Source organism: Tardiphaga sp., assembly GCF_025356345.1.
In the GTDB taxonomy this organism is placed as follows: Bacteria; Pseudomonadota; Alphaproteobacteria; order Rhizobiales; family Xanthobacteraceae; genus Tardiphaga.
In genome coordinates, this window is the sequence record NZ_JANXTC010000405.1 from 14,325 (window position 1) to 33,102 (window position 18,778).

Annotated in this window: 18 protein-coding genes; 6 read left to right on the forward strand and 12 right to left on the reverse strand. The window is 64.9% G+C overall.

All coding sequences use genetic code 11. The features are described 5' to 3' along the window. Positions 1 to 59 precede the first annotated feature (59 nt). On the forward strand, positions 60 to 1,283 hold the full coding sequence (locus tag Q0S16_RS24845; RefSeq protein WP_295854704.1) for an ABC transporter substrate-binding protein: 1,224 nt from the start codon (positions 60 to 62) through the stop codon (positions 1,281 to 1,283). A gap of 100 nt (positions 1,284 to 1,383) precedes the next feature. Here the strand turns inward: Q0S16_RS24845 and Q0S16_RS24850 are convergent, their stop codons facing one another. From Q0S16_RS24850 to Q0S16_RS24865, 4 genes are all read right to left on the reverse strand, one after another. After that, the gene (locus tag Q0S16_RS24850; RefSeq protein ID WP_295854707.1) at positions 1,384 to 2,256 is read right to left on the reverse strand and encodes an alpha/beta hydrolase; all 873 of its coding nucleotides are present in this window, start codon (positions 2,254 to 2,256) and stop codon (positions 1,384 to 1,386) included. A gap of 257 nt (positions 2,257 to 2,513) precedes the next feature. After that, positions 2,514 to 3,101 carry a histidine phosphatase family protein gene (locus tag Q0S16_RS24855; RefSeq protein WP_295854711.1) on the reverse strand — a complete coding sequence of 196 codons (588 nt, stop codon included), beginning with the start codon at positions 3,099 to 3,101 and terminating at the stop codon, positions 2,514 to 2,516. Between the two features lie 149 nt (positions 3,102 to 3,250). Continuing rightward, a complete protein-coding gene (locus Q0S16_RS24860; protein WP_295854714.1) occupies positions 3,251 to 3,862 on the reverse strand; it encodes a hypothetical protein in 612 nt (203 codons plus the stop codon). 39 nt (positions 3,863 to 3,901) lie between these two features. Continuing rightward, entirely contained in the window at positions 3,902 to 4,327 is a 426-nt protein-coding gene (locus Q0S16_RS24865) for an organic hydroperoxide resistance protein (RefSeq protein ID WP_295854716.1), read from the reverse strand. A 192-nt stretch (positions 4,328 to 4,519) separates the two neighbouring features. On the opposite strand from Q0S16_RS24865, the gene Q0S16_RS24870 reads away from it, so the two are divergent. Continuing rightward, complete coding sequence (locus tag Q0S16_RS24870) at positions 4,520 to 4,990, forward strand: MarR family transcriptional regulator (protein ID WP_295854758.1); 471 nt, start codon at positions 4,520 to 4,522, stop codon at positions 4,988 to 4,990. Positions 4,991 to 4,995: 5 nt separating this feature from the next. Here the strand turns inward: Q0S16_RS24870 and Q0S16_RS24875 are convergent, their stop codons facing one another. From Q0S16_RS24875 to bla, 3 genes are all read right to left on the reverse strand, one after another. Continuing rightward, positions 4,996 to 7,362: a YadA-like family protein gene (locus Q0S16_RS24875; RefSeq protein WP_295854720.1), complete on the reverse strand. Its 2,367-nt coding sequence runs from the start codon at positions 7,360 to 7,362 to the stop codon at positions 4,996 to 4,998. Positions 7,363 to 7,595: 233 nt separating this feature from the next. Continuing rightward, on the reverse strand, positions 7,596 to 8,585 hold the full coding sequence (locus Q0S16_RS24880) for an AraC family transcriptional regulator (protein WP_295854723.1): 990 nt from the start codon (positions 8,583 to 8,585) through the stop codon (positions 7,596 to 7,598). A gap of 386 nt (positions 8,586 to 8,971) precedes the next feature. Further along, positions 8,972 to 9,859 (reverse strand): subclass B3 metallo-beta-lactamase, encoded by an 888-nt coding sequence (gene bla, locus Q0S16_RS24885; RefSeq protein ID WP_295854725.1) that lies wholly within the window; start codon positions 9,857 to 9,859, stop codon positions 8,972 to 8,974. A 124-nt stretch (positions 9,860 to 9,983) separates the two neighbouring features. Between bla and Q0S16_RS24890 the strand changes: the two genes are divergently transcribed. After that, positions 9,984 to 10,991, forward strand: coding sequence for a putative zinc-binding metallopeptidase (locus tag Q0S16_RS24890; protein ID WP_295854728.1), 1,008 nt, complete (start codon positions 9,984 to 9,986; stop codon positions 10,989 to 10,991). On the opposite strand, the gene Q0S16_RS24895 is transcribed toward Q0S16_RS24890, so the two are convergent. Together Q0S16_RS24895 and Q0S16_RS24900 are read right to left on the reverse strand one after the other, a co-directional pair. Further along, positions 10,974 to 11,579: a CPBP family intramembrane glutamic endopeptidase gene (locus tag Q0S16_RS24895; RefSeq protein WP_295854731.1), complete on the reverse strand. Its 606-nt coding sequence runs from the start codon at positions 11,577 to 11,579 to the stop codon at positions 10,974 to 10,976. The genes Q0S16_RS24890 and Q0S16_RS24895 overlap by 18 nt on opposite strands. Positions 11,580 to 11,712: 133 nt before the next feature. Continuing rightward, positions 11,713 to 12,681: a tripartite tricarboxylate transporter substrate binding protein gene (locus Q0S16_RS24900; RefSeq protein WP_295854734.1), complete on the reverse strand. Its 969-nt coding sequence runs from the start codon at positions 12,679 to 12,681 to the stop codon at positions 11,713 to 11,715. A gap of 258 nt (positions 12,682 to 12,939) precedes the next feature. Here Q0S16_RS24900 and Q0S16_RS24905 point away from each other — a divergent pair, with 258 nt between their 5' ends. After that, a complete protein-coding gene (locus Q0S16_RS24905) occupies positions 12,940 to 13,299 on the forward strand; it encodes a hypothetical protein (protein WP_295854736.1) in 360 nt (119 codons plus the stop codon). A gap of 7 nt (positions 13,300 to 13,306) precedes the next feature. On the opposite strand, the gene Q0S16_RS24910 is transcribed toward Q0S16_RS24905, so the two are convergent. After that, complete coding sequence (locus Q0S16_RS24910) at positions 13,307 to 13,483, reverse strand: hypothetical protein (RefSeq protein WP_295854739.1); 177 nt, start codon at positions 13,481 to 13,483, stop codon at positions 13,307 to 13,309. Positions 13,484 to 13,583: 100 nt separating this feature from the next. On the opposite strand from Q0S16_RS24910, the gene Q0S16_RS24915 reads away from it, so the two are divergent. Then, positions 13,584 to 15,053, forward strand: a complete 1,470-nt coding sequence (locus Q0S16_RS24915) for an amidase (protein ID WP_295854741.1) — start codon at positions 13,584 to 13,586, stop codon at positions 15,051 to 15,053. 110 nt (positions 15,054 to 15,163) lie between these two features. Here Q0S16_RS24915 and Q0S16_RS24920 read toward each other — a convergent pair whose 3' ends face one another. Then, entirely contained in the window at positions 15,164 to 15,904 is a 741-nt protein-coding gene (locus Q0S16_RS24920) for a transglycosylase SLT domain-containing protein (protein WP_295854744.1), read from the reverse strand. Positions 15,905 to 16,726: 822 nt separating this feature from the next. Continuing rightward, on the reverse strand, positions 16,727 to 17,017 hold the full coding sequence (locus Q0S16_RS24925) for a helix-turn-helix transcriptional regulator (protein WP_295854746.1): 291 nt from the start codon (positions 17,015 to 17,017) through the stop codon (positions 16,727 to 16,729). Positions 17,018 to 17,436: 419 nt separating this feature from the next. Between Q0S16_RS24925 and Q0S16_RS24930 the strand changes: the two genes are divergently transcribed. After that, positions 17,437 to 18,778: caspase domain-containing protein (locus Q0S16_RS24930; RefSeq protein ID WP_295854749.1), on the forward strand; the 1,342-nt coding region annotated here is incomplete at its 3' end.

Here is an 18,778-nt window from a genome sequence, read left to right on the forward strand (position 1 = left end):
GCTTGCGCAAACATGCACAACAACGCAGGCTGCAGAAAAATAATAACAGGGAGATGAAGATGAAGCGTCGCACATTCTTGGCCGGACTCGGCGCAGCGGGCTTCGGTGTCGTCGCGTCGCCCGCGATCGTTCGCGCGGCCGCTGATACGCCGCTCAAATTCGGCGTTCTGACCGACATGAACGGCCTGTTCGCCGACAATGGCGGAAAAGGTTCGGTGGCGGCCGCGCAATTGGCGATCGACGAATGGGGCGGCAGCGTGCTGGGCAGGCCGATCGAGCTGGTCTCCGCCGACCATCAGAACAAGCCGGACATTGGCGGCAACATTGCGCGCGAATGGTACGATCAGAACGGTGTCGACGTCATTCTCGACGTGCCGGTATCCTCGGTGTGCATCGCCGTGCAGAATTTCGCCAAGGACCGCAACAAGATGTTCATCACGTCGGCGGGCGGCTCGGCGGATCTCAGCGGCAAACTGTGCTCGCCGAATTTCATTCAGTGGACCTACACCACCTATGCGCTCGCCAATGTCGCCGGCAGGGCCATGCTTCAGCGCGGCGGTGACAGCTGGTTCTTCGTGGTCGCGGACTACGCCTTCGGTCAGGCGCTGGAGCGCGACGTTACCGACGTCGCCGTCAAGGGCGGCGGCAAGGCGTTGGGCCGCGCGCCGCATCCGATCAACACCGCGGATTTCAGCTCGCAATTGCTGACGGCCAAGGCGTCCGGCGCCAAGGTGATCGCCATCGCCAATGCCGGCAGCGACACCCAGAACGCCATCAAGCAGGCGGAAGAGTTCGGCTTGATGGACGGCAAACAGAAGCTGATCGCGCTGTTGATCGACGTCAACGATATCCGCAGCGTCGGCCTGAAGAGTGCGCAGGGCCTGCTGGTGACGTCCGGCTTCTACTGGAACATGGACGAACGCGCGCGTGAATTTTCCAGACGTTACGGCAAGAAGATGGGCAAGCCACCGAGCATGATGCAGGCCGGCGTCTATTCCTCGACGCTGAACTATATCAAGTCGGTGCAGGCGGCGAACACCAAGGATCCGGCGGCGGTGGTGAACGACCTGCAGGGGCGCGTCATCGACGACGCCTTCGCGCGCAACGGCAAATTGCGGTCGGACAATCTGATGGTGCACGACATGTACCTTGCCGAGGTCAAGAAGCCCGCCGAGGTCACCGACAGCTACGATGTCTTCAAGATCCTCGCCACCGTGAAGGGCGAGGACGCGTTCCCGCCGCTCTCGGCCAGTGCCTGTCCGATGGTGACGGCCAGCAAGTAGCAAGCAGGCGCGATAGCGACTTGTCCGCCGAAGCCCGCCGAGCGGAGGCGGAAGCGGTTGGCGCCGAGGTGACGGCGGCGGATTGACTTCGCAATCCGCCCTACGGTTGTACGGCGATCGGTCCCTGATCCGCGACGAACGCGCGGATCAGGGAGAACACCTGTTGTGGATCATCGTCATGAACGACATGTCCGCAATGGGGCAGCCGTTCGAAGCGAACCAGATGGGAGGGCAACGAGCGCGCCGTGGCCTCCGCCAGAGCGACCGGAACGATCGGATCGTGCTCGCCATTGATCATCAGCACCGGACAGGCGAGCTTCGCCAGCTCGACGTGGAAGTCGAAACGGCCATGTTCGTTGCGCGGCCCGTTGAAATGCAGCGCGACCTCCGTCTTCATGATGGCTCGCAAGGGGTCTGCCGTCGGCTCGCGTCGGTGCCGGTAGAACGGAACGCAACGCTGCCAATAGGCCGCGCGCCCGTCCGCGGTCGGATTGCTCCAGTAGCTCTCCGCCAGCGCGCCGATCTCGGCGCCGCCGATCCGGCTGAAGGTGCTGAAAATGGTCGGGAAATCGATCCTCGCGGCCGTGCTCAACAAAATCAGCTTGCCCGGATGCTCCGGATGCCGTGTTGCATAGGACTGCGCCACGAAGCCGCCGAACGACAATCCGCATACGATCGGCTTGACGATTCCCAGCGCGTCGCAGAGTCCTTTCACATCGTCTCCCCATTGCGCGAGATTCCATGTCGAGGGATCGTCGCCCTCGCTGCGTCCATTGCCGCGATGGTCATAGAAGATGATTTGCGCCACATCGCTCAGGGTAGAGAACGCATCCTTGAACGGCACGTGGTCAAAGCCGGGGCCGCCATGCAACATCAGCAGCGTCGGCTTTTGCCGCATGATCGGACCGTCGGCGACGAGGCCGGGATTGGCGACATCCACAAACAGCCGGACGCCGTTGACGAGCACATGCATGGGGCCGCTCCCTTCGCCGGATCATTCAGCATGCCGCGGAAATAGCATTTTTGTCCGTGAGGGTGTCGAACACAATCGTGAATTGTCTGTTATCGCCAGCTTGTCCAGCGAGCCGTCGGCTGGGCTGAGCTTTTCGCGAAACCCATCCACCCGTATTCTCAGCTCGTGCCGGGTTTCTCAACGGCTCAACCCATGTTGCGAGCAGTTGTCGATGGCAGGATCACGTTCCGGCCATATCTATGACGCACGCCGACATTTCACCCGAGTGGCGGGCGCTCCATCGGACGCCAGGGGTGCAGCACGCGGCGGCCGTTCTTGGCGAACGCAAAATAGTGGCCACCGCCCGCTGCTTGATCGAAACATCGATCGATCGGAAAATTTGAATAGTGACAGAACAAGAGGGATCCGACCGCGCCGTGGCCGACGAAGAGAATATCGCCGGATCGATCTCGTGCCATGACGTGTTCTACCTCGCGGATGATACGCGACTGAGCGTCAATGGCTCGTTCCCACCCCCGAACGCTCACATGTGGTTCCGCGAAGAAACGATAGGCTACCCGTTCAAATTTGTCTTGTGGCAGAAAACCTGTGGCCGATCGGTCATTCTCGTGCATCGCCTCGCGAACTTCGAAGGGAACGTTCAATTCCTTTCCGATCATTTCGGCGGTTTCGATCGCTTTCGTTTCCGCACTAGTGATGATCTGCGTTGTTCCGGAAAACCATCCGGTTTTCGCTAGCGTTTCGGTTCGAGTTCTTCCGATTTCGCTCAGGCCCCACAATTGAACAGGGGTCGCCGGGTCTATCTCCACCTGCGGGTGGGTAAGATATCGGATGTGGATGACCATAATTCTGGATCATGAGGCAATCGGGCGTCGTCGGCAATTAGCCCGTCCACTCGTTTAGTGGCTACGGAGAAATGCACGGACTCTCACGGCTACGCAAATCGCCCGGCGACCAACCGGCATGGCTGGTCGCCGGGCCTTTCGCTTCGCCGTCACATCGGCGGCACGATGCCGTTGGCGCCCACGATGACGAAGCCGGCGGTGAGCACGCCATCGGTGCCGCGCGTGGTCGGGGCGAAAACCGTGGCGCCGGGCTTCAGGTCGGCCGTGGTCGCGGGCGCCAGCGTGACGACAATGGTGCCATCGGCGACCGAGATCTTCTTGTCTTTGCCATTGACCTGCACCGTGATTTCATGACCGTCGACCTCCTTGACCGCGTTCGACACGGTGGCGTTGGTCATCGAGCTCTTCGGCTTCAGGTCCCACGGGTAGCTGCCTTCGCCGGTGCCCTTCATCGCCGCCGGGAAGATCAGCACTTCGAGCGCGCCATCGCCGCCCTTGGATTTCGGCAGCGAGGCGATGCCGACGAAATCGCCCGGCTTGATGTCCTCGACGGAAGCCTTGGCGACTGCCATGACCTTGGCGGTCGGGGCCAGCGCGATCGACGCGGTGTCGCCTTCGCGAGTCTTGACGGTGATCTTGGAGGCGTCCGAGGTCTCGACGACACCGCGCACGCGCACGGTCTCAGCGGCCGTGGCGGGAGCGGGGCCGGCGAACAGAACGGCGCCGAAGCCGAGCGCGATGGCGGTTGATTTCAAGTTCATGACTTATCCTTTTCGAGCGTGTGCGTGTTGAAGCTTGCGTCAGACGACGCTGAGCTTGACGTCGATATTGTTGCGGGTGGCGTTGGAATAGGGGCAGGCCTCATGCGCCTTGGCGACCAGCGCTTCGGCCTGCTCGGCGGCGAGGCCGGGCAGGGACACCGCCAGCGACACTTCCAGACCGAAGCCGCCTTCGGAGCGCGGGCCGATACCGACGGTCGCGGTCACGGTGGCATCTTCCGGTACCTTGGGGCCGCCCTGCGACGCCACGAACTTCATCGCACCGATAAAGCAGGCGGCGTAGCCGGCGGCGAACAATTGCTCCGGGTTGGTGCCGTTACCGCCGGCGCCGCCGAGTTCCTTCGGCGTCGAGAGTTGGACATTGACCTTGCCGTCGAGAGTCGCGGAATGGCCGTCGCGGCCGCCGGTGGCCTTGGCGCTGGTGCGGTAAAGGACGTTGACTGGCATCGTGAGCTTCCTAGCGGTGAGAGCGGCAATCCGGGATTGCCAGATTCGATCGTTGGCGATTATATCGCGCGCGATTTGAATAGCCTTCCCGCGCTCCAAGTCAAGCGCTGGCGATCAGATCGCGCGCGATCTATGATGCGTTGTCGGCTTTGTGATCGAGCCGCGTGGAGAATGCCCGTGCCGAGGACCTCGATGAAGGCTGCTGCCAAGGTTGCGACCGCTGCCCGGCCAGCGCCGCGGCCCGACGATTTCATTTGCTTCGCGGTGTACAGCGCGGCGCACGCGTTCACCCGCGTCTACAAGCCGCTGCTCGATCCGTTGAAGCTGACCTATCCGCAATATCTGGTGATGGTCGCGCTGTGGGCGACCGACAAGCAGACCGTCGGCGGCCTGTGCGACGCGCTGGTGCTGGAATCCAGCACGCTGACGCCGCTGCTGAAGCGGCTGGCGGCGGCGGGCTATGTCACGCGGCAGCGCGATCCCGACGACGAACGGCAGGTGCGGATCGGCCTGACCCGGGCCGGCACCGCGCTGCGGGCGAAAGCGCGCGATCTGCCGGCCTGCGTGGAGGCGGCGACCGGGCTGACGCGGGCCGAGGCGGAGGGGCTGCATGCCGGCATCCTGGCACTGCGCCGCGGCCTGCGGAAATCCGCCCGCCGCTGACCGGGCTAGTTCAGCGTCCAGCTGGCGCCACCGGCGAAGCCATAATCGTTCTGGTTGGGTACGCCGGAGACCGACGCATTCAGGCGCAACCGGGTGTCGAAGGCATAGCCGACGCCAATGGCGAGCCCGCTCTGTCCCTTGAAATGACCGACGCCGCCGGCCACAGAGAGCTTGCCCGGGCGGTCATCGTAGCGCAGCCCGCTTGAGGCGAGCGCCAGCGCGGTGCCGGCATTGGCCTGCACCAGATTGGCGTTGATCTGCCATTGCAGCGCATTGCTGACGTTGTTGAGCTGGCCGACATTGACCGCATCGGTCGGTGAGATGCCGGCCGCGACATTGCTGATGCGCCGTTCGGCGCCGGCGGCACCCACCGACACCGTGTTGGCCTGGCTCGCTACCGAGCCCTGGCCGATCGCCACGGCATTGGTCGCAGACGCCTGTACCACCGCATTGGCGCCGAGCGCGGTGCCGTTCGCGGCCCGCACATTTGCGCTCTGGCCGACTGCGACCGAATTCACGGTGGTGGCGCTGGCCGTGTTGCCGAGCGCGGTCGATGACGAAACATTGGCGGTACAGCCGGGGCAGGTGGCATTGGCGAAATCACCAAACGCCGAACCGCCATTCGAGGCCGACGCGGTGTTGCCGACCGCGACCGAGCCGGTGGCGATGGCGTTGCTGCCGATCGCGATCGCGTTGACGCCGGTGGCGCGCGCACCGGTGCCTTGCGCAATCGCATTGGTAGCGGTGGCCTGCGCGCCATTGCCGATCGCGACAGCATTATTGCCGCTGGCAAAGGCTGCGTTGCCGGCGCCGGTCGCAGCATTGCCGCCGATCGCGATCGCGTTGGCGCCCTGCGCCTGGCTGTTGCTGCCGAGCGCGGTGGCATAGGTCGCGGTTGCGCTCAGCGTGCCGGCCAACGCGCCGGCGCCGAGCGCGGTGGTACCGTCGGCGCCGGCACCGGCCAGCGCGCCAAATGCGCTGGCGATCCGTCCCGACGCCGTGCTGCTGTCGCCGATCGCCGTGCTGCTGAGGCCGCTCGCCGTGCTGAAGGCACCGGTCGCGGTGGCGGCGTCGCCCGTCGCGTTGCTGAAAACGCCATAGGCCGCGCTGTTGGTGCTGCTTGCGGTGCTGGTATTGCCGGTGGCCGTACTGTTGTAGCCGCTCGCCGTGCTGTAGGCGCCGGTGGCGGTGGAGACGTCACCCGTCGCCTTGCTGAACGTACCGGTGGCCGTGCTGTTGAAGCCACTTGCGGTGCTGATATTGCCGGTGGCGGTGCTGTTGATGCCGCTCGCGGTACTTGAGGCGCCAAGCGCGGTGCTGGAATCACCGCTCGCCAGGCTGCCGTTGCCATAGGCCGCGCTGGCCAGGCCGTTCGCCGTACTCTGGTTGCCGGTCGCCGTGCTGCTGTCGGCCAGCGCCCGCGCGCCGACGCCTTGCGCAATCGCATTGGTGCCGGCGGCGATGGACGCCATGCCGAGCGCGACAGCGTGGGTGCCACTGGCATTCGAGGAATCTCCGAGCGCGACGCTCGAGGCGCCGCTCGCCGTGCTGGAAGCCCCCAAAGCGACACTGGCATTGCCGCTCGCCGTGGTCAAAACGCCCACCGCGACGCTGGAATTGCCGCTGGCTGTGCTGGCGTCGCCATAGGCCGCACTGCTGGCGCCGGCGGCATTGCTGTTGTTGCCGGTCGCCGTGCCACTGGTGCCGGTCGCCTGGCTGCCGCTGCCCGTCGCCGTGCTGTTGAAGCCCGACGCGTTGCTGCCATTGCCAGTCGCGGTACTGTTGGTGCCGGTTGCCCTGGCCTGGTTGCCGGTCGCCGTGCTTTGGTCGCCGTCCGCCTGACTGTTAATGCCGGTCGCGGTGCTATTGGCGCCGAGTGCGGAGCTGAAGTGGCCGGTCGCGGTGCTGTTGTCGCCAGCCGCGTTGCTGCTGGCGCCGCTGGCCGTGCTGTTGACGCCGCTGGCCTGGGCGCGGAAGCCGAGCGCGGTCGCATTGGTGTCGCGCGCCAGCGTTCCGAAGCCGAGCGCGGTGGTCCCGTCGACTTGCGCCTGGGCTCCGAAGCCCACGGCCGTGCTTTGCACGCCAGCCGCAATTGCGACATTGCCAAAGGCGACGGCCTCATCGGCTGTCGCCTGCGTTTCGATGCCGCAGGCGACCGCGGAGGCCGCGGTCGTGACGGAATTGCCGCCGCCAAGCCCGAGTGACTCATTCTGGTTGCAGACAAAGCCAGCCGCCATGGCTGGTCGCGACGGCAGCGTCGCGGCGCCGGTCGCCGCGACCACCGCCAGGCCGAATAGCCAGGCGCGATGCTCGCCGGTATGCACCATACGGATCGCGTCGGCGATCGGCCTGTTCGCGCGATTGCGGCGCATGGATTGCCTGTCAGTCCCCACCATCTGTCCCCCTGCCGATAGTAAACGCAAACCGCTGGGTTGCGCTGTGGCAGCTGTAGTTGTGCTGATTCAAGGGGCGGCTTGCTATCGCGCAGGGCGCAAAGCGGTTGCGTGCGACGCAAATCGCGGCGGCTTTGGCCTGGATCGCAGGCAAGGGTAGTATCACCACTGCCAGAGGCGCGTTGACTGACGATTTGAGGCCTGGGGATCGGCTAGCGCGCGGCGCGGCTGTCGCGCAACATTCCCGGCGTGGTATCAAAGGCGCTGCGAAAAGCGCGATAAAAGCCGGTGGCATCGGCAAAGCCGCAGTCAAAGGCGATGGTGCTGACGGGGACGTCGTCGAAAGCGGGATCGAGCAGCAGCGTATAGGCGCGGCGCAGCCGCGCGCCGGTGAGCAATTGCGAAAAGCTTTCGCCGGCCACGGCGAGTACGTGCTGCACGGTGCGGGTCGGCATGCCGAGCCGTTTCGCCACGACGGCGAGGTTAATCCTCGGGTCGCCGGCACCCTGGTTGATCAACTGGCGAATGGCGAACAGCCGGCCCTCAACCCGCGCGGCGTCGCCGTTCCGGGCGCGGACCTTGTCGCCCACCCCCAGCCAGTAGCCGGTGAGGTCGATCAGATGTTGCGACGCCGCGGCTGCCTGCGTCGGGTTCAGTTGCTCGCCGACATCGACCAGCATGCGGGCATAGCCGGTCAGCAGCCGATAGTCCGCGCCGCTACAGTCCAGCGGCCGGCAGGCGAGATCCGCTGGCGACAATCCCCATTGCGTGAAATGCCCAACAGGGATCTTGACGCTGAGGGCATGGCCGCCGACCGGCGCCAGTGCCTCGACGCTGGCCTCCATCACCGCCAGCAGCGCCTGTCCGGGCCGGGCCTCGGTCTCCCGGCCGAACTGCCGGCCGATCTGGGTCGTGTTGCCGATATTGAAGCTCAGATAGACGTGGCTGTCATCGCTGGGTTGAATATGTTGCTTGGTCCGGATGCCCTTGAACGATGAACTCAACATTTCGCCGACAACGACCGATCCATCCGACAGAAGGTTATGACGGCCGAACAGCGTTACGTCGCCGGCGTAGAAATCGACATCCATGTCGGAGATGATTTCGCGAAACCGGTCGGCCCAGGCATGTGCGCGTATTTCCGGGGCAATGGCGCGTTCGGTCTGTTGCGTTTCGAAGAACGACCTCTGAAAAACCGACATCGATGGACCCCGGAGCGGAGCAAAGACAACTATCCTCTTCCATCACTCTAATACCGGTCACGCCGCGTCGTCAAATCCCCGGTGGCGATCAGCCATCGTTCATTCGTCGTATCCTGAGGGGAATGATTGGGCTGCTGACCATTGGCCCACCGATCCGGCTGACGCTAGGGCGGGATGATTTCAAGTCCGTTCGCCACTTCCGCCCCGTCATTCCGACGTCAGGGAACCCCAATTGGCTTTCCCGTTAGCCCTTGCGACGAAGCAATCCAGCCTTCGCTTGTCGCTTTCTGCATTGCTTCGCCCCGGGATAAGTCGGCACTGCCGACTTATCCCGGGCTCGCAACGACCGAGGAGAGGACGGCGATGCGACCTGAAGACATTCGGCGCTAGTTCGGTTTCCGCAGCGCCGCAGTCTGCTTTGCCAGCGCCTTGTCGAAATCCGCTTCCAGCGTGGCGGCGTAAGCGGGCAGTTCGCCGGGATTGACGAACGGATTCGGCGCGCCATCCTTCATCTGCGCGCGCTTGGCCTGCATGTTGTAGACTTCCGGATGCGGGCCGAGCAGCACGTCGATCCTCATCGCCTTGATGCTGGCGTAAGTCGATTTGTAGTCCTCGACGATGCCGGCATGGGTGGGGTTGCCGACCAGCCGGTTCAGCGCCACGGTGCCGCTGCAGAAGAACAGCACCTGGCGGTCCGTGGTGCCGTCCTTCACCGTCATCTCCCAGCTGGTGCAGCCCGGCGAATGGCCGGGCGTCGCATGCGCGGTCAGCGTGGTGTCACCGAGCGTGACCTTGTCGCCTTCGGTGACGGTACGATCCACCTTGACCGGGGGAAAGCCGATGTCGGTGTTCTGCTCGTCGCCGGGATAGGTGCCGGTTTCGAGCAGCGACTTGTCGCGCAGCCCGGCGACGAGTTGTGCGCCGGTGTCCTTTTTGATCTCGGCAAAGCCGCCGGTATGATCGAAATGCGCATGCGTATTGAGAATGTATTTAATGTCGGCTTCCTTGAAGCCGAGTTTGGCGATGTTGTCCTTGAGCATCGCGGTCGACCGCGGAACGGCGGTGTCCATCAGGATCAGGCCGTCAGAAGTCTTGATGACATAGACCGCGATGCCGTCGGTGCCGACATAATAGATGTTGCCGATCAGCTGGAATGGCGGAAACGGCGCGGTCCACTTCTTCATGGTCTGCGCCAGAAAATCCTTCACGGTCTGCGCCTGCGCGCTGCTGGACAATAGCGCCAGCGCGCATAGCGCGAGTTTGAGCGTCCTCATGATGGCCTCCCATATTGTTTTGGTTGCGTCTTCGCGCGACGCGATTGAAGCGCGATTTGAGGCGACGGCTCAAGCGGTATTTAAGCGTCATGCGCGCCCGGCCGATTCCGTGTACCGTGCCCTCATGAAGCCCCTGATCTGTCCACACTGTCGTTCCCGAATCTTCTTCGAGCAAAGCGAGTGCGCGGAATGCGCGACCGCCATCAGCTTCGACCCCGCGCAGGCCGATGTGGTTAGGGCCGTGTCGGTGCTGTCATGCGCCAATCGCGAACTGATCGGCTGCAACTGGTCGACCGATCCCGGCGATCCTTATTGTCGGTCCTGCCGGCTGACGCGGACGATCCCCAACCTCGGCTCGGACCGTAATCTGGCGCTGTGGCGGCGCGTCGAGCAGGCCAAGCGGCGGCTGACCTACGACCTGATGCGACTGGCGCTACCGCTCGCGGTGCCCAGCGGCGCGCATATCGCAATCGATATCCTGTCGCAGGAGACCGCCGGCCATCCGATCATGACCGGGCATCTGGCCGGCCTGATCACCATGAACCTGTCGGAGGCCGACGATGCCGTGCGCGAGGCGCGACGCGCCGCGTTCCGCGAGCCGTACCGCACGCTGCTCGGACATTTCCGCCACGAGGTCGGGCATTTCTACTGGGAGGCGCTGGTCGATCAGTCGCAATTGATCAGCCCGTTCCGGCTAATTTTTGGCGACGAATCCGCGAACTACGCGGCGGCGCTGGCCAATTATCACCAGCGTCCCGATCGGGCCTGGAATCGCGATGGCTTTATCAGCGAATACGCCACCTCGCATCCCTGGGAGGACTGGGCCGAGACCTTCGCGCATTTCCTGCACATCGTGTCGACGCTGGACACCGCGTCGTCGCTGCCGCTGTCGCTCGACGACCGCGCCCGGCATACGCTCGACGACCCCTATCTGGAGCGCGACTTCGAGGCGTTGCTGGCACTGTGGGAACTGGTCGCCTACAGCATGAACGAACTCAACCGTTCGATGGGCATGAGCGACGCCTATCCGTTCGATCTGACGCCGGCGGTGCGCGGCAAGCTGCACTTCGTGCACTTGGCGATTTTGAAGGCGCGCAGCGAGGAAGGGATCGGCTCAGGCGAGGCCGAGTGAGAACGCCAGCGTGCCGATCGCGGCGTGCGACAGGATCATCGGCCAGATGTTGAGCATCCGCAGATAGGCGATGCCCCAGACGATTCCGACCGCGAAGGTATTCAGCATCAGCGCCGTGTCGCCATAGGCGATGTGGATCAGCGAGAACACCGCCGACGAATACAGCACATAGACCCAGCCGCGGGCCTGCAGCCGGTCGGTCATCAATTTCGGGATCGACCGGCAGATCACCTCCTGGCACGGGCTGGAGACCAGCACGTAGAACGGCGCGAAGCTGAGCCAGACCGGCGGCTCGGCGTCGAAGGTGAACAGCCGGGTTTGCAGCACCATGATCGCTGCAAGGCCCAGTGTCAGCACGGCGCAGCCGAGCCAGTGCTCGCGGAACGACGGCCGGCCGAGGCCGAGATCGGCGAGCGACAGGCCCGACAGCACGCACAGCACGATGCACAGGCCGGACACCGCCACCAATGCATAGGTCCGGTAGGCGAATGGCATCAGGCCGAAATGAATGGCCAGCCCAGGCGTCAGCAGCAGCACCGTAAAGGCGGCGAGCGGGACCAGAGAGCGCCATTGTCGTGAAAATGTCATAAAACTGTTTAGCGGAATTCACCGGCTTTCGCCAGTGCGGCGCCGCTGTGCCGTCGCGAACAACCGGCTGTCGCTCCGGGCACATCACGGCACCGCCGGTGACGCGATGTGAACCCGGAACGACGAGCGTTGACTACTCCATCTTGATGCCGGCGTCGGTGATCACCTTTTTCCAGCGCGCGATCTCTTCGACGACGAAGGCGCGGTATTCCGCCGGCGTGCTGCCGACCGCGACGATGCCCTGGTCGTCGAGCTTCTTGCGCAAATCGGGATCGCTGAGTGCCTTCTTCGCTTCCAGCGAAATGCGGTCGACGATGTCCTGCGGCGTACCCGCCGGCGCGATGATGCCGGACCAGGTGCCGGACACGAAATCCGGCACGCCTTGCTCCGCCATGGTCGGCACGTCGGCCGCCGCCGCCACGCGCTCCTTGGCGGTGACGACGATGGCCTTGGCATTGCCGGAGCGGACCTGCGACATCAGCGGGCCGATCACGTCGAACATCACGCTGATCTGGCCGCCGACCGTATCCTGCAACGCGCCGGACGTGCCCTTATAAGGAATGTGCTGAAGGTTGATGCCTTCGCGGCTCTTCAGCATTTCCATGGTCAGGTGCGCCGCCGAGCCGATGCCGGACGAGGCGAAGTTGAGCGCGCCGGGCTTGGCCTTGGCCAGCGCGATCAGCTCTTTGATGTTGCTGGCCGGCACCGACGGATGCGCGATCAGGATCAGTGGCGCCACCGAGGTCAGCGACACATAGACAAAATCCTTCAGCGTGTCGTAGGGCAGCTTGGGATTGAGTGTCGGATTGACCGCATGGGCGGCGATCACGGTGCCGAACGTGTAACCGTCGGGCGCGGCCTTGGCGACGCTGTCGGTGCCGATCACCGCATTGGCGCCGGGCTTGTTCTCGATCACGAATGGCTGGCCCAGCGCCACCGACATCCGTTCGGAGACAAGGCGCGCCATCAAATCGGTATAGCCGCCCGGCGTATAGGGCACGACCATGCGGATCGCCCGGTTCGGCCAGGTCTGCGCCTGCGCCCCGCTGACGCAGGCGGCCATGATGGCGCAGGCGCCCAGCGCGCGAAAAAATTGTTTCATGTTGTTTCCCCGATCGGTGCGATCGCCGAGGGGCGGGGACACCGCAGCGCCAGCCTCGAGATCGCCACTCGTTATGTTCGCCTGCCGTGCCGCCCGCGTCGCAACAGCGTTGCGTCGGGGCAGATTCCCGGACGCAGGCTAGCGCAGGTCAGGGGAGGCGGGAAGTAGACGAAAGGCCGCCGAAAATGTGAGCCCGCGCGTCCCTGCGCTCGCCGCGATGTGACTGGCCTCGCCAGAGCCGACTGTCTAAGGTGCGTCATGTCCCGTCTGATCTCGCTCTCCCTCGCCATCCTCCTGTCGCTCAGCTCCGCGGTCGCCCTCGCCGCGCCGCAGAAGAAGCCGCCGCGCTGGAAAGGCTATGGCTTCCTGCCGGGCTACACCCAGCCGCTGAATAACGCCGCGCCATTGTTCAAGCAGGACCCCGACGTGCTGCGCAACGCGCGCCGCGAGAAGCGTCATTCCTATATCCAGCGGACGCCAGTGTATTATCGCTGGTCGGACGGCCAGAAATATTATTTCGGCCAGCCCGGCTTCTACCGCGGCCAGTATAATGGCGGCAGCATGGGCCCATGCTGGACCCAGACCCCGATCGGCCCGGTGTGGAATTGCGGCCGCTAGCCTGCGGCTAATCTGTCTTCAATTCGCCGATGCCCAGCTTCTTGATGCGCGTTCGCACCGCCAGCGGCGATCGCTTCAGCCGTATCGCGATCTCGTTGACGCTGCGTCCGGCGAGCAATTGCCGCCGCAATTCCTCGTCCTGCGGCGCGGTCCAGACGCTGTCGGATTTCTGGCTGAGCTTCATGGCGAGTGGTGGTCCTTCGATTCGGATCTCATCCTGCTTATGCAACGCGCGACATCCGGTCTAGGTTCGTTGCGAGCGAATCTGGAATGGAAGTTGCGACATGACTTTGGCGATGGGCTGGGACGAGTGGGCGACACATGACGCGGTGGCTTTGGCCACGCGCGTCCGCAACGGCGAGGTGACGCCGGCCGAGCTGGCGACGCAGGCCGCGGCCGGCATCGCCCGAATGAATCCCGCGCTCGATGCCGTGGTGGAAGTGTTCGACGACGTGATCGCCGACCCCCTCAAGGACGGCATGAATCCCGACGGGATCTTTGCCGGCGTGCCGTGCCTGATCAAGGACCTCGGCCCGACGCTGAAGGGAAGGCGGCAGGAATTCGGCTCCGCCATCATGCAGGGCAACCGTCCCGTGCAGGATGCTTTCCTGACCACCAAGATCCGCCACGCCGGGCTCAATCTGATCGGCCGCAGCACCACGCCGGAATTCGGCGTCTGCAGCGCCGCGGAGAACGCGTTCCATGTCACCCGCAATCCGTGGGATCCCGGCTACTCCACCAACGGCTCCTCCGCGGGCACCGCCGCGATGGTCGCGGCCGGCGTGCTGCCGATCTCGCATGGCACCGATGGCGGCGGCTCGATCCGGATTCCCGCCGGCGCCACCGGCAATATCGGCCTGAAAGTGTCGCGCGGCGTGTTCTCGCTGGCGCCGAACCTGTCGGATCTCAGCGGGCTGGTGTCGATCCAGGGCTGCCTGACGCGCACGGTGCGCGACACCGCCGCCTTCGTCGATCATTGCCGCGGCGGCGCGCCCGGCGAATTCATGCCGTTCTGGTCGCCCGCCGAGAGCTACAGCGAGCTGATCCAGCGCGACCCCGCGCGGCTGCGCATCGCGCTGTCGCATGAATGGGGCGATTATCGCGCCACGCCGCCTTTCGTCGCCGAGCTGGAGCGCGTCGGCCGGTTGCTGGAAGGGCTCGGCCACCATGTCGAATGGGCGCTGCCGGAGATCGATTTCCGCGCCGCCTTCGCCGCGCAGACCACCTGCTACATCAGCAATTTCGCGCAGGTGATCGCCGGCCATCTGGCGCGGCTCGGGCTTGAGCGGCCGACGCCGGAATTGCTGGAGCCGATCAATATCCGGCTCTGGCAGGCTGGCCTCGACACGTCCTACACCGAGCGCGCGCGGATGCAGGCGGCGTTCAACATTACGTCGCGCGGCTTCGGGGATTTCTTCGAGCGCTTCGACATCATTCTGACGCCGATCACCGCCAAGCCGACGCCGAAGATCGGCACCTCGGAATATCTCACCACCAGCGCCAATCCCTCGGTGCACGACTGGTTCGCCCATCTGTGGCAGAACTTTGCCTATACGCCGCTGGCCAATCTGTGCGGCCTGCCGGGCATCTCGCTGCCGCTGGGTCGCCAGCAGAGCGGGTTGCCGCTCGGCATCCAGGCGCAGGCGGCGCAGGCCCATGACGGGCTGCTGCTGCAGCTCGCCGCGCAGATCGAGCGCGCCATCGATGGCAAATGGAATGACGGCCGTCGGCCGGCTATGCATGTCAGCGCGTAGGATGGGCTGAGACTGTAGCCCGGATGAGCGAAGCGATATCCGGGGCGTGTTCGCCAGCGGTCAATCCCGGATGTCGCTTCGCTGATCCGGGCTACGCTTGACGGCTCACTCTACGGCTCGTTCGCGGCAAATCGTAAGAACTGCCGCTTCATGGCGTTGACCTTGCCGAGATAGGTCGCGACCAGATGATCGCCGCAGCGCTCGCCCGGCCGCAGCCGGAAGCCGCGGCGCAGGAAGCCGCGCGCCGGCCGGGCGCCGCACAGATGGATGAAGGCGGCGAGGTCCTGCTTCTGCAGCGCGGTCGCGGCTGTGCCCCTCGCGGTGGCCAGCACGCCGGCGACCTGGCGATCGAGATAGATCGCGGTCAGCTCGATGGCGTGGGCCGGCAGGGTGCGCGCATAGAGGCTGGTGAACCAGCAGCCGTCCTGCGCCACACGGTGGCCGCGGATGCAATAGCGCGAGGCCTCTTCAAAGGCCGGATCGGTCATCTGGAACAGGCCGACCGCGCTCGAGGCTGGCCGGTAGAAATTCGCCGGGTTCCAGCCGAGCCGCCAGCGCCAATAGGTGCGCGCCACCGGATTGCCGCTGCTCTCGGTCTGCGCCAGCGCCGCCAGCAGTTCCGGCGAGATCGTGTCGGTGGAAAACGCCCGGAACCTCGCGCCATATTGCCGCCAGGTGTCGGCCGGCTGCTTGTCGAGCGCTTGGCCGGCAAAGAACCACAGCTCGGTCGGCTTGCGCGCCACCTGATAGAGCAGATTGACCAGCGGAATCGCGATCAGCAGCGCCACCACGACCAGAACGATCCGCAACGCCGTCGGCGGCGCGGCGCCCTGCTGTCGCAGCCATCGCACGGCGCGCGAGCGCCCAAGCGCCCGCGTCAGGCGCCTCCAGCCTTTGCGGAGCCGCCGCTGGCGAGTCAAAGGCCTTCGGGGCGAAGGCCGGGCAGGCGTGGCAGGCATCGGTTCACAGGGTTGGTCAGGGCTGAGCCCCGACAATGGCGCAGGATTCTGTCTTTGGATGGACCGCAGTCCACCCGATTTCTGTAGGCGCAATTCCTTAAGCGCGGGTCGACCGGCGATTCTTCGTCAACCAGCCGCCCGCGTTCTCGCGACGCCGGGCGCCCGAGTTGTGCGGCAGTTCCCCCCTCGAAACCACGAGGGGGGCAGCGCGCCGACAGGCGCGGGGGTGGGGGATAGGGACGCGATCCGCCTCACGACGAACCGCGGCGCCTGTCAGCGCGCCACCGCGGTGATTTTGGGCGGGGGGACCGTGCTTCCGGGCCAGCACGTGACCTCCGAAGAGGACACTCCGGCGGGATTTCGCCCGCCTTTCGCTGTCCCGTCCAGCCATTCAAGGCAGAGCCCCGTCATGGGCCCGGACGGTGACCGCCAACCTCCCGGGGCGTGCTTGCGAGGCACGCGCGCGGGACACCGCAGCCTGCTCCGCTACCAAGACGCCTCATGACAGCGCCCCCTCGCGAACAAGACGATACAGCTTATAATCCTAATTAGGACTTATGTCAATAAACGTTCTAAGATGCGACAGTGCTGAAACCAGTCGCATGGCCTCGACGCGCTGGCGGCACCTACGAGTCCGTAGGGCGGATCAGCGAAGCGTAATCCGCCTCTCGCACCAGTCGGCGCCATACGCTTCGCTATTGCGCCCTACCCGCTTCAACGTTTTCCCTTCTCCGGCTGAAAACTGATTTTCAGCGTATGCCCCGTTGCCTTGGCAAACCGCACCAGCGTCCGCGTTGAGGGTTGCCCCCGCCCGCTCTCCAGCCGCGCCATGGCGCTTTGCGTCGTGTTCATGCGGCGCGCCAGTTCGGTCTGGCTCAGGCCAGAGCGCCGGCGCGCCTTGGCGATCGCGGCCATCACGGTGAACTCCTCCTCGAGCGCTTGGTAATCCTTGGGATAGTCCGGGTCCTTGCTCCAGATCTTGTGCAAATCCTTGATCTTGGTCATCGCTAATCCTGATTTGACATCCTTGGCGCGGCTACAGGCGATATCCAGTTCGAGTGCCGGGGTCTTTTGCGTTTTCTTGACGAAGGCGCGGAGCACAACTACACGCCTGCGCTGTCACGTCGATGGCGCGCGAGATGCAGTCACGGCCGGTCATGCGCAATTCCCACAGCCGGTCTTCGAGGTGCCTGACGCTGTCCCGTGGCAAAGCCTCGAACCCAGTTTATTCGATGAGTTCGGTCAAACGCACAAACCGCGCCCGCATGTCCGCCGACAATGCGCCGATTTCCGTATCGACAGTCGGATTGAACGTTTTCACCCCGCGCCCTGGCAACAGCCCTGGTTTCGACCTGTTGCATTCAGCATTCATTCAACGCATGCCTTCCAGAATAGGGTACGATTCCTGAACGAACGGAGCCGCCATGACGTGGATGCTGAAATTCCTTGCTGTCTTGCTGGCCTTCATCGTGGCTTCCGAGAGCCCGTCGCGGGCGGCGCCCGCCGAACGGCGCCTCGCGCTGGTGATCGGCAACGCCAGCTATCAGGCCGGCGCGCTGCCGACGCCGGCCAATGATGCGGGCCTGATCGCGCAGACCCTGCAGGCCGCCGGCTTCGACGTCACCGGCGCGCGCGATCTGGACCAGGACACGCTGCGCCGCACCTTCCGGGAATTCCTCGACAAGGCCGCCTCGGCCGGCCCCGATGCCGTCGCCTTCATCTATCTCGGCGGCTACGGACTGCAGCTCGAAGGCGAGAACTACTTCGCGCCGATCGACGCCAGGATCACCCGTGACGTCAATGTCTCGGCGGAAGCGGTCCGCCTTTCCGACTATACGGCACCGCTGGCAGCGCTGAAGCTGAAGGCCAGCATGGTGGTGCTCGATCTGGCCCGCGCCAATCCCTTTGCCAAGACGGGCAATCCGCTGTCCGGCGGACTGGCACTGGTTGATCCCGAACCAGGCATGCTGGTGGCGTTCAATGCCGCGCCCGGTACCGTGGCGCCGGTTGAGGCCGGTCCCTATTCGGCCTATGCTCAGGCGCTCGCCGAGATGATGCGCGAAGGCGGCCTGGGCAGCGACGACCTGTTCAGCCGCATCCGGCTTCGCGTCAACGAGACCACCAAGGGCGCACAGGTGCCATGGAATGTGTCGAAGCTGCCGGCGCCGTTCTACTTCTTCGAACGCGCGCCCGACGCGCCGCCGCCGGCGGTGTCGCGCGAGCAGGCCGCGGCGGTGCGCTCCCGGCCGGTGCGCGATTTCGATGTCAAGGAAGCCTATCTTGCCGCCGTCGACCGCGACACGCTGGAGGATTACGAAGCCTTTCTCGACGCCTATCCGCGCGATCCGATGGCGCGGCGGGTGCGCGCCATCGTCGCCGCCCGCCGCGAGGCGATCACCTGGCGCCGGACCCGCAACGTCAATACGCCGCCGGCCTACTGGTCGTATCTGCGGCGCTACCCGCGCGGCGCGCATTCCGACGATGCGCGGCGCCGGCTGAGCTATCTCTCGGCGGCTTACGATCCGCCGCCCAGCTTCACGGTGATGGCTTACGACATCCCGCCGCCGCCGCCGGAAGAAGTCATCTACATCCAGCGGCCGGTGCTGATGTTCGACGATCCGGATTTCGGTTTTGCGCCGCCACCGCCGCCGCCGGTTTTCTTCCTGCCGCGGCGCCCGATCTATTTTGACGATCTGCCGCCGCCGCCACCGCCGGTCTACGCCTATGTCCTGCCGGTGCCGAACTATCAGCCGGTGCCGGTCTGGG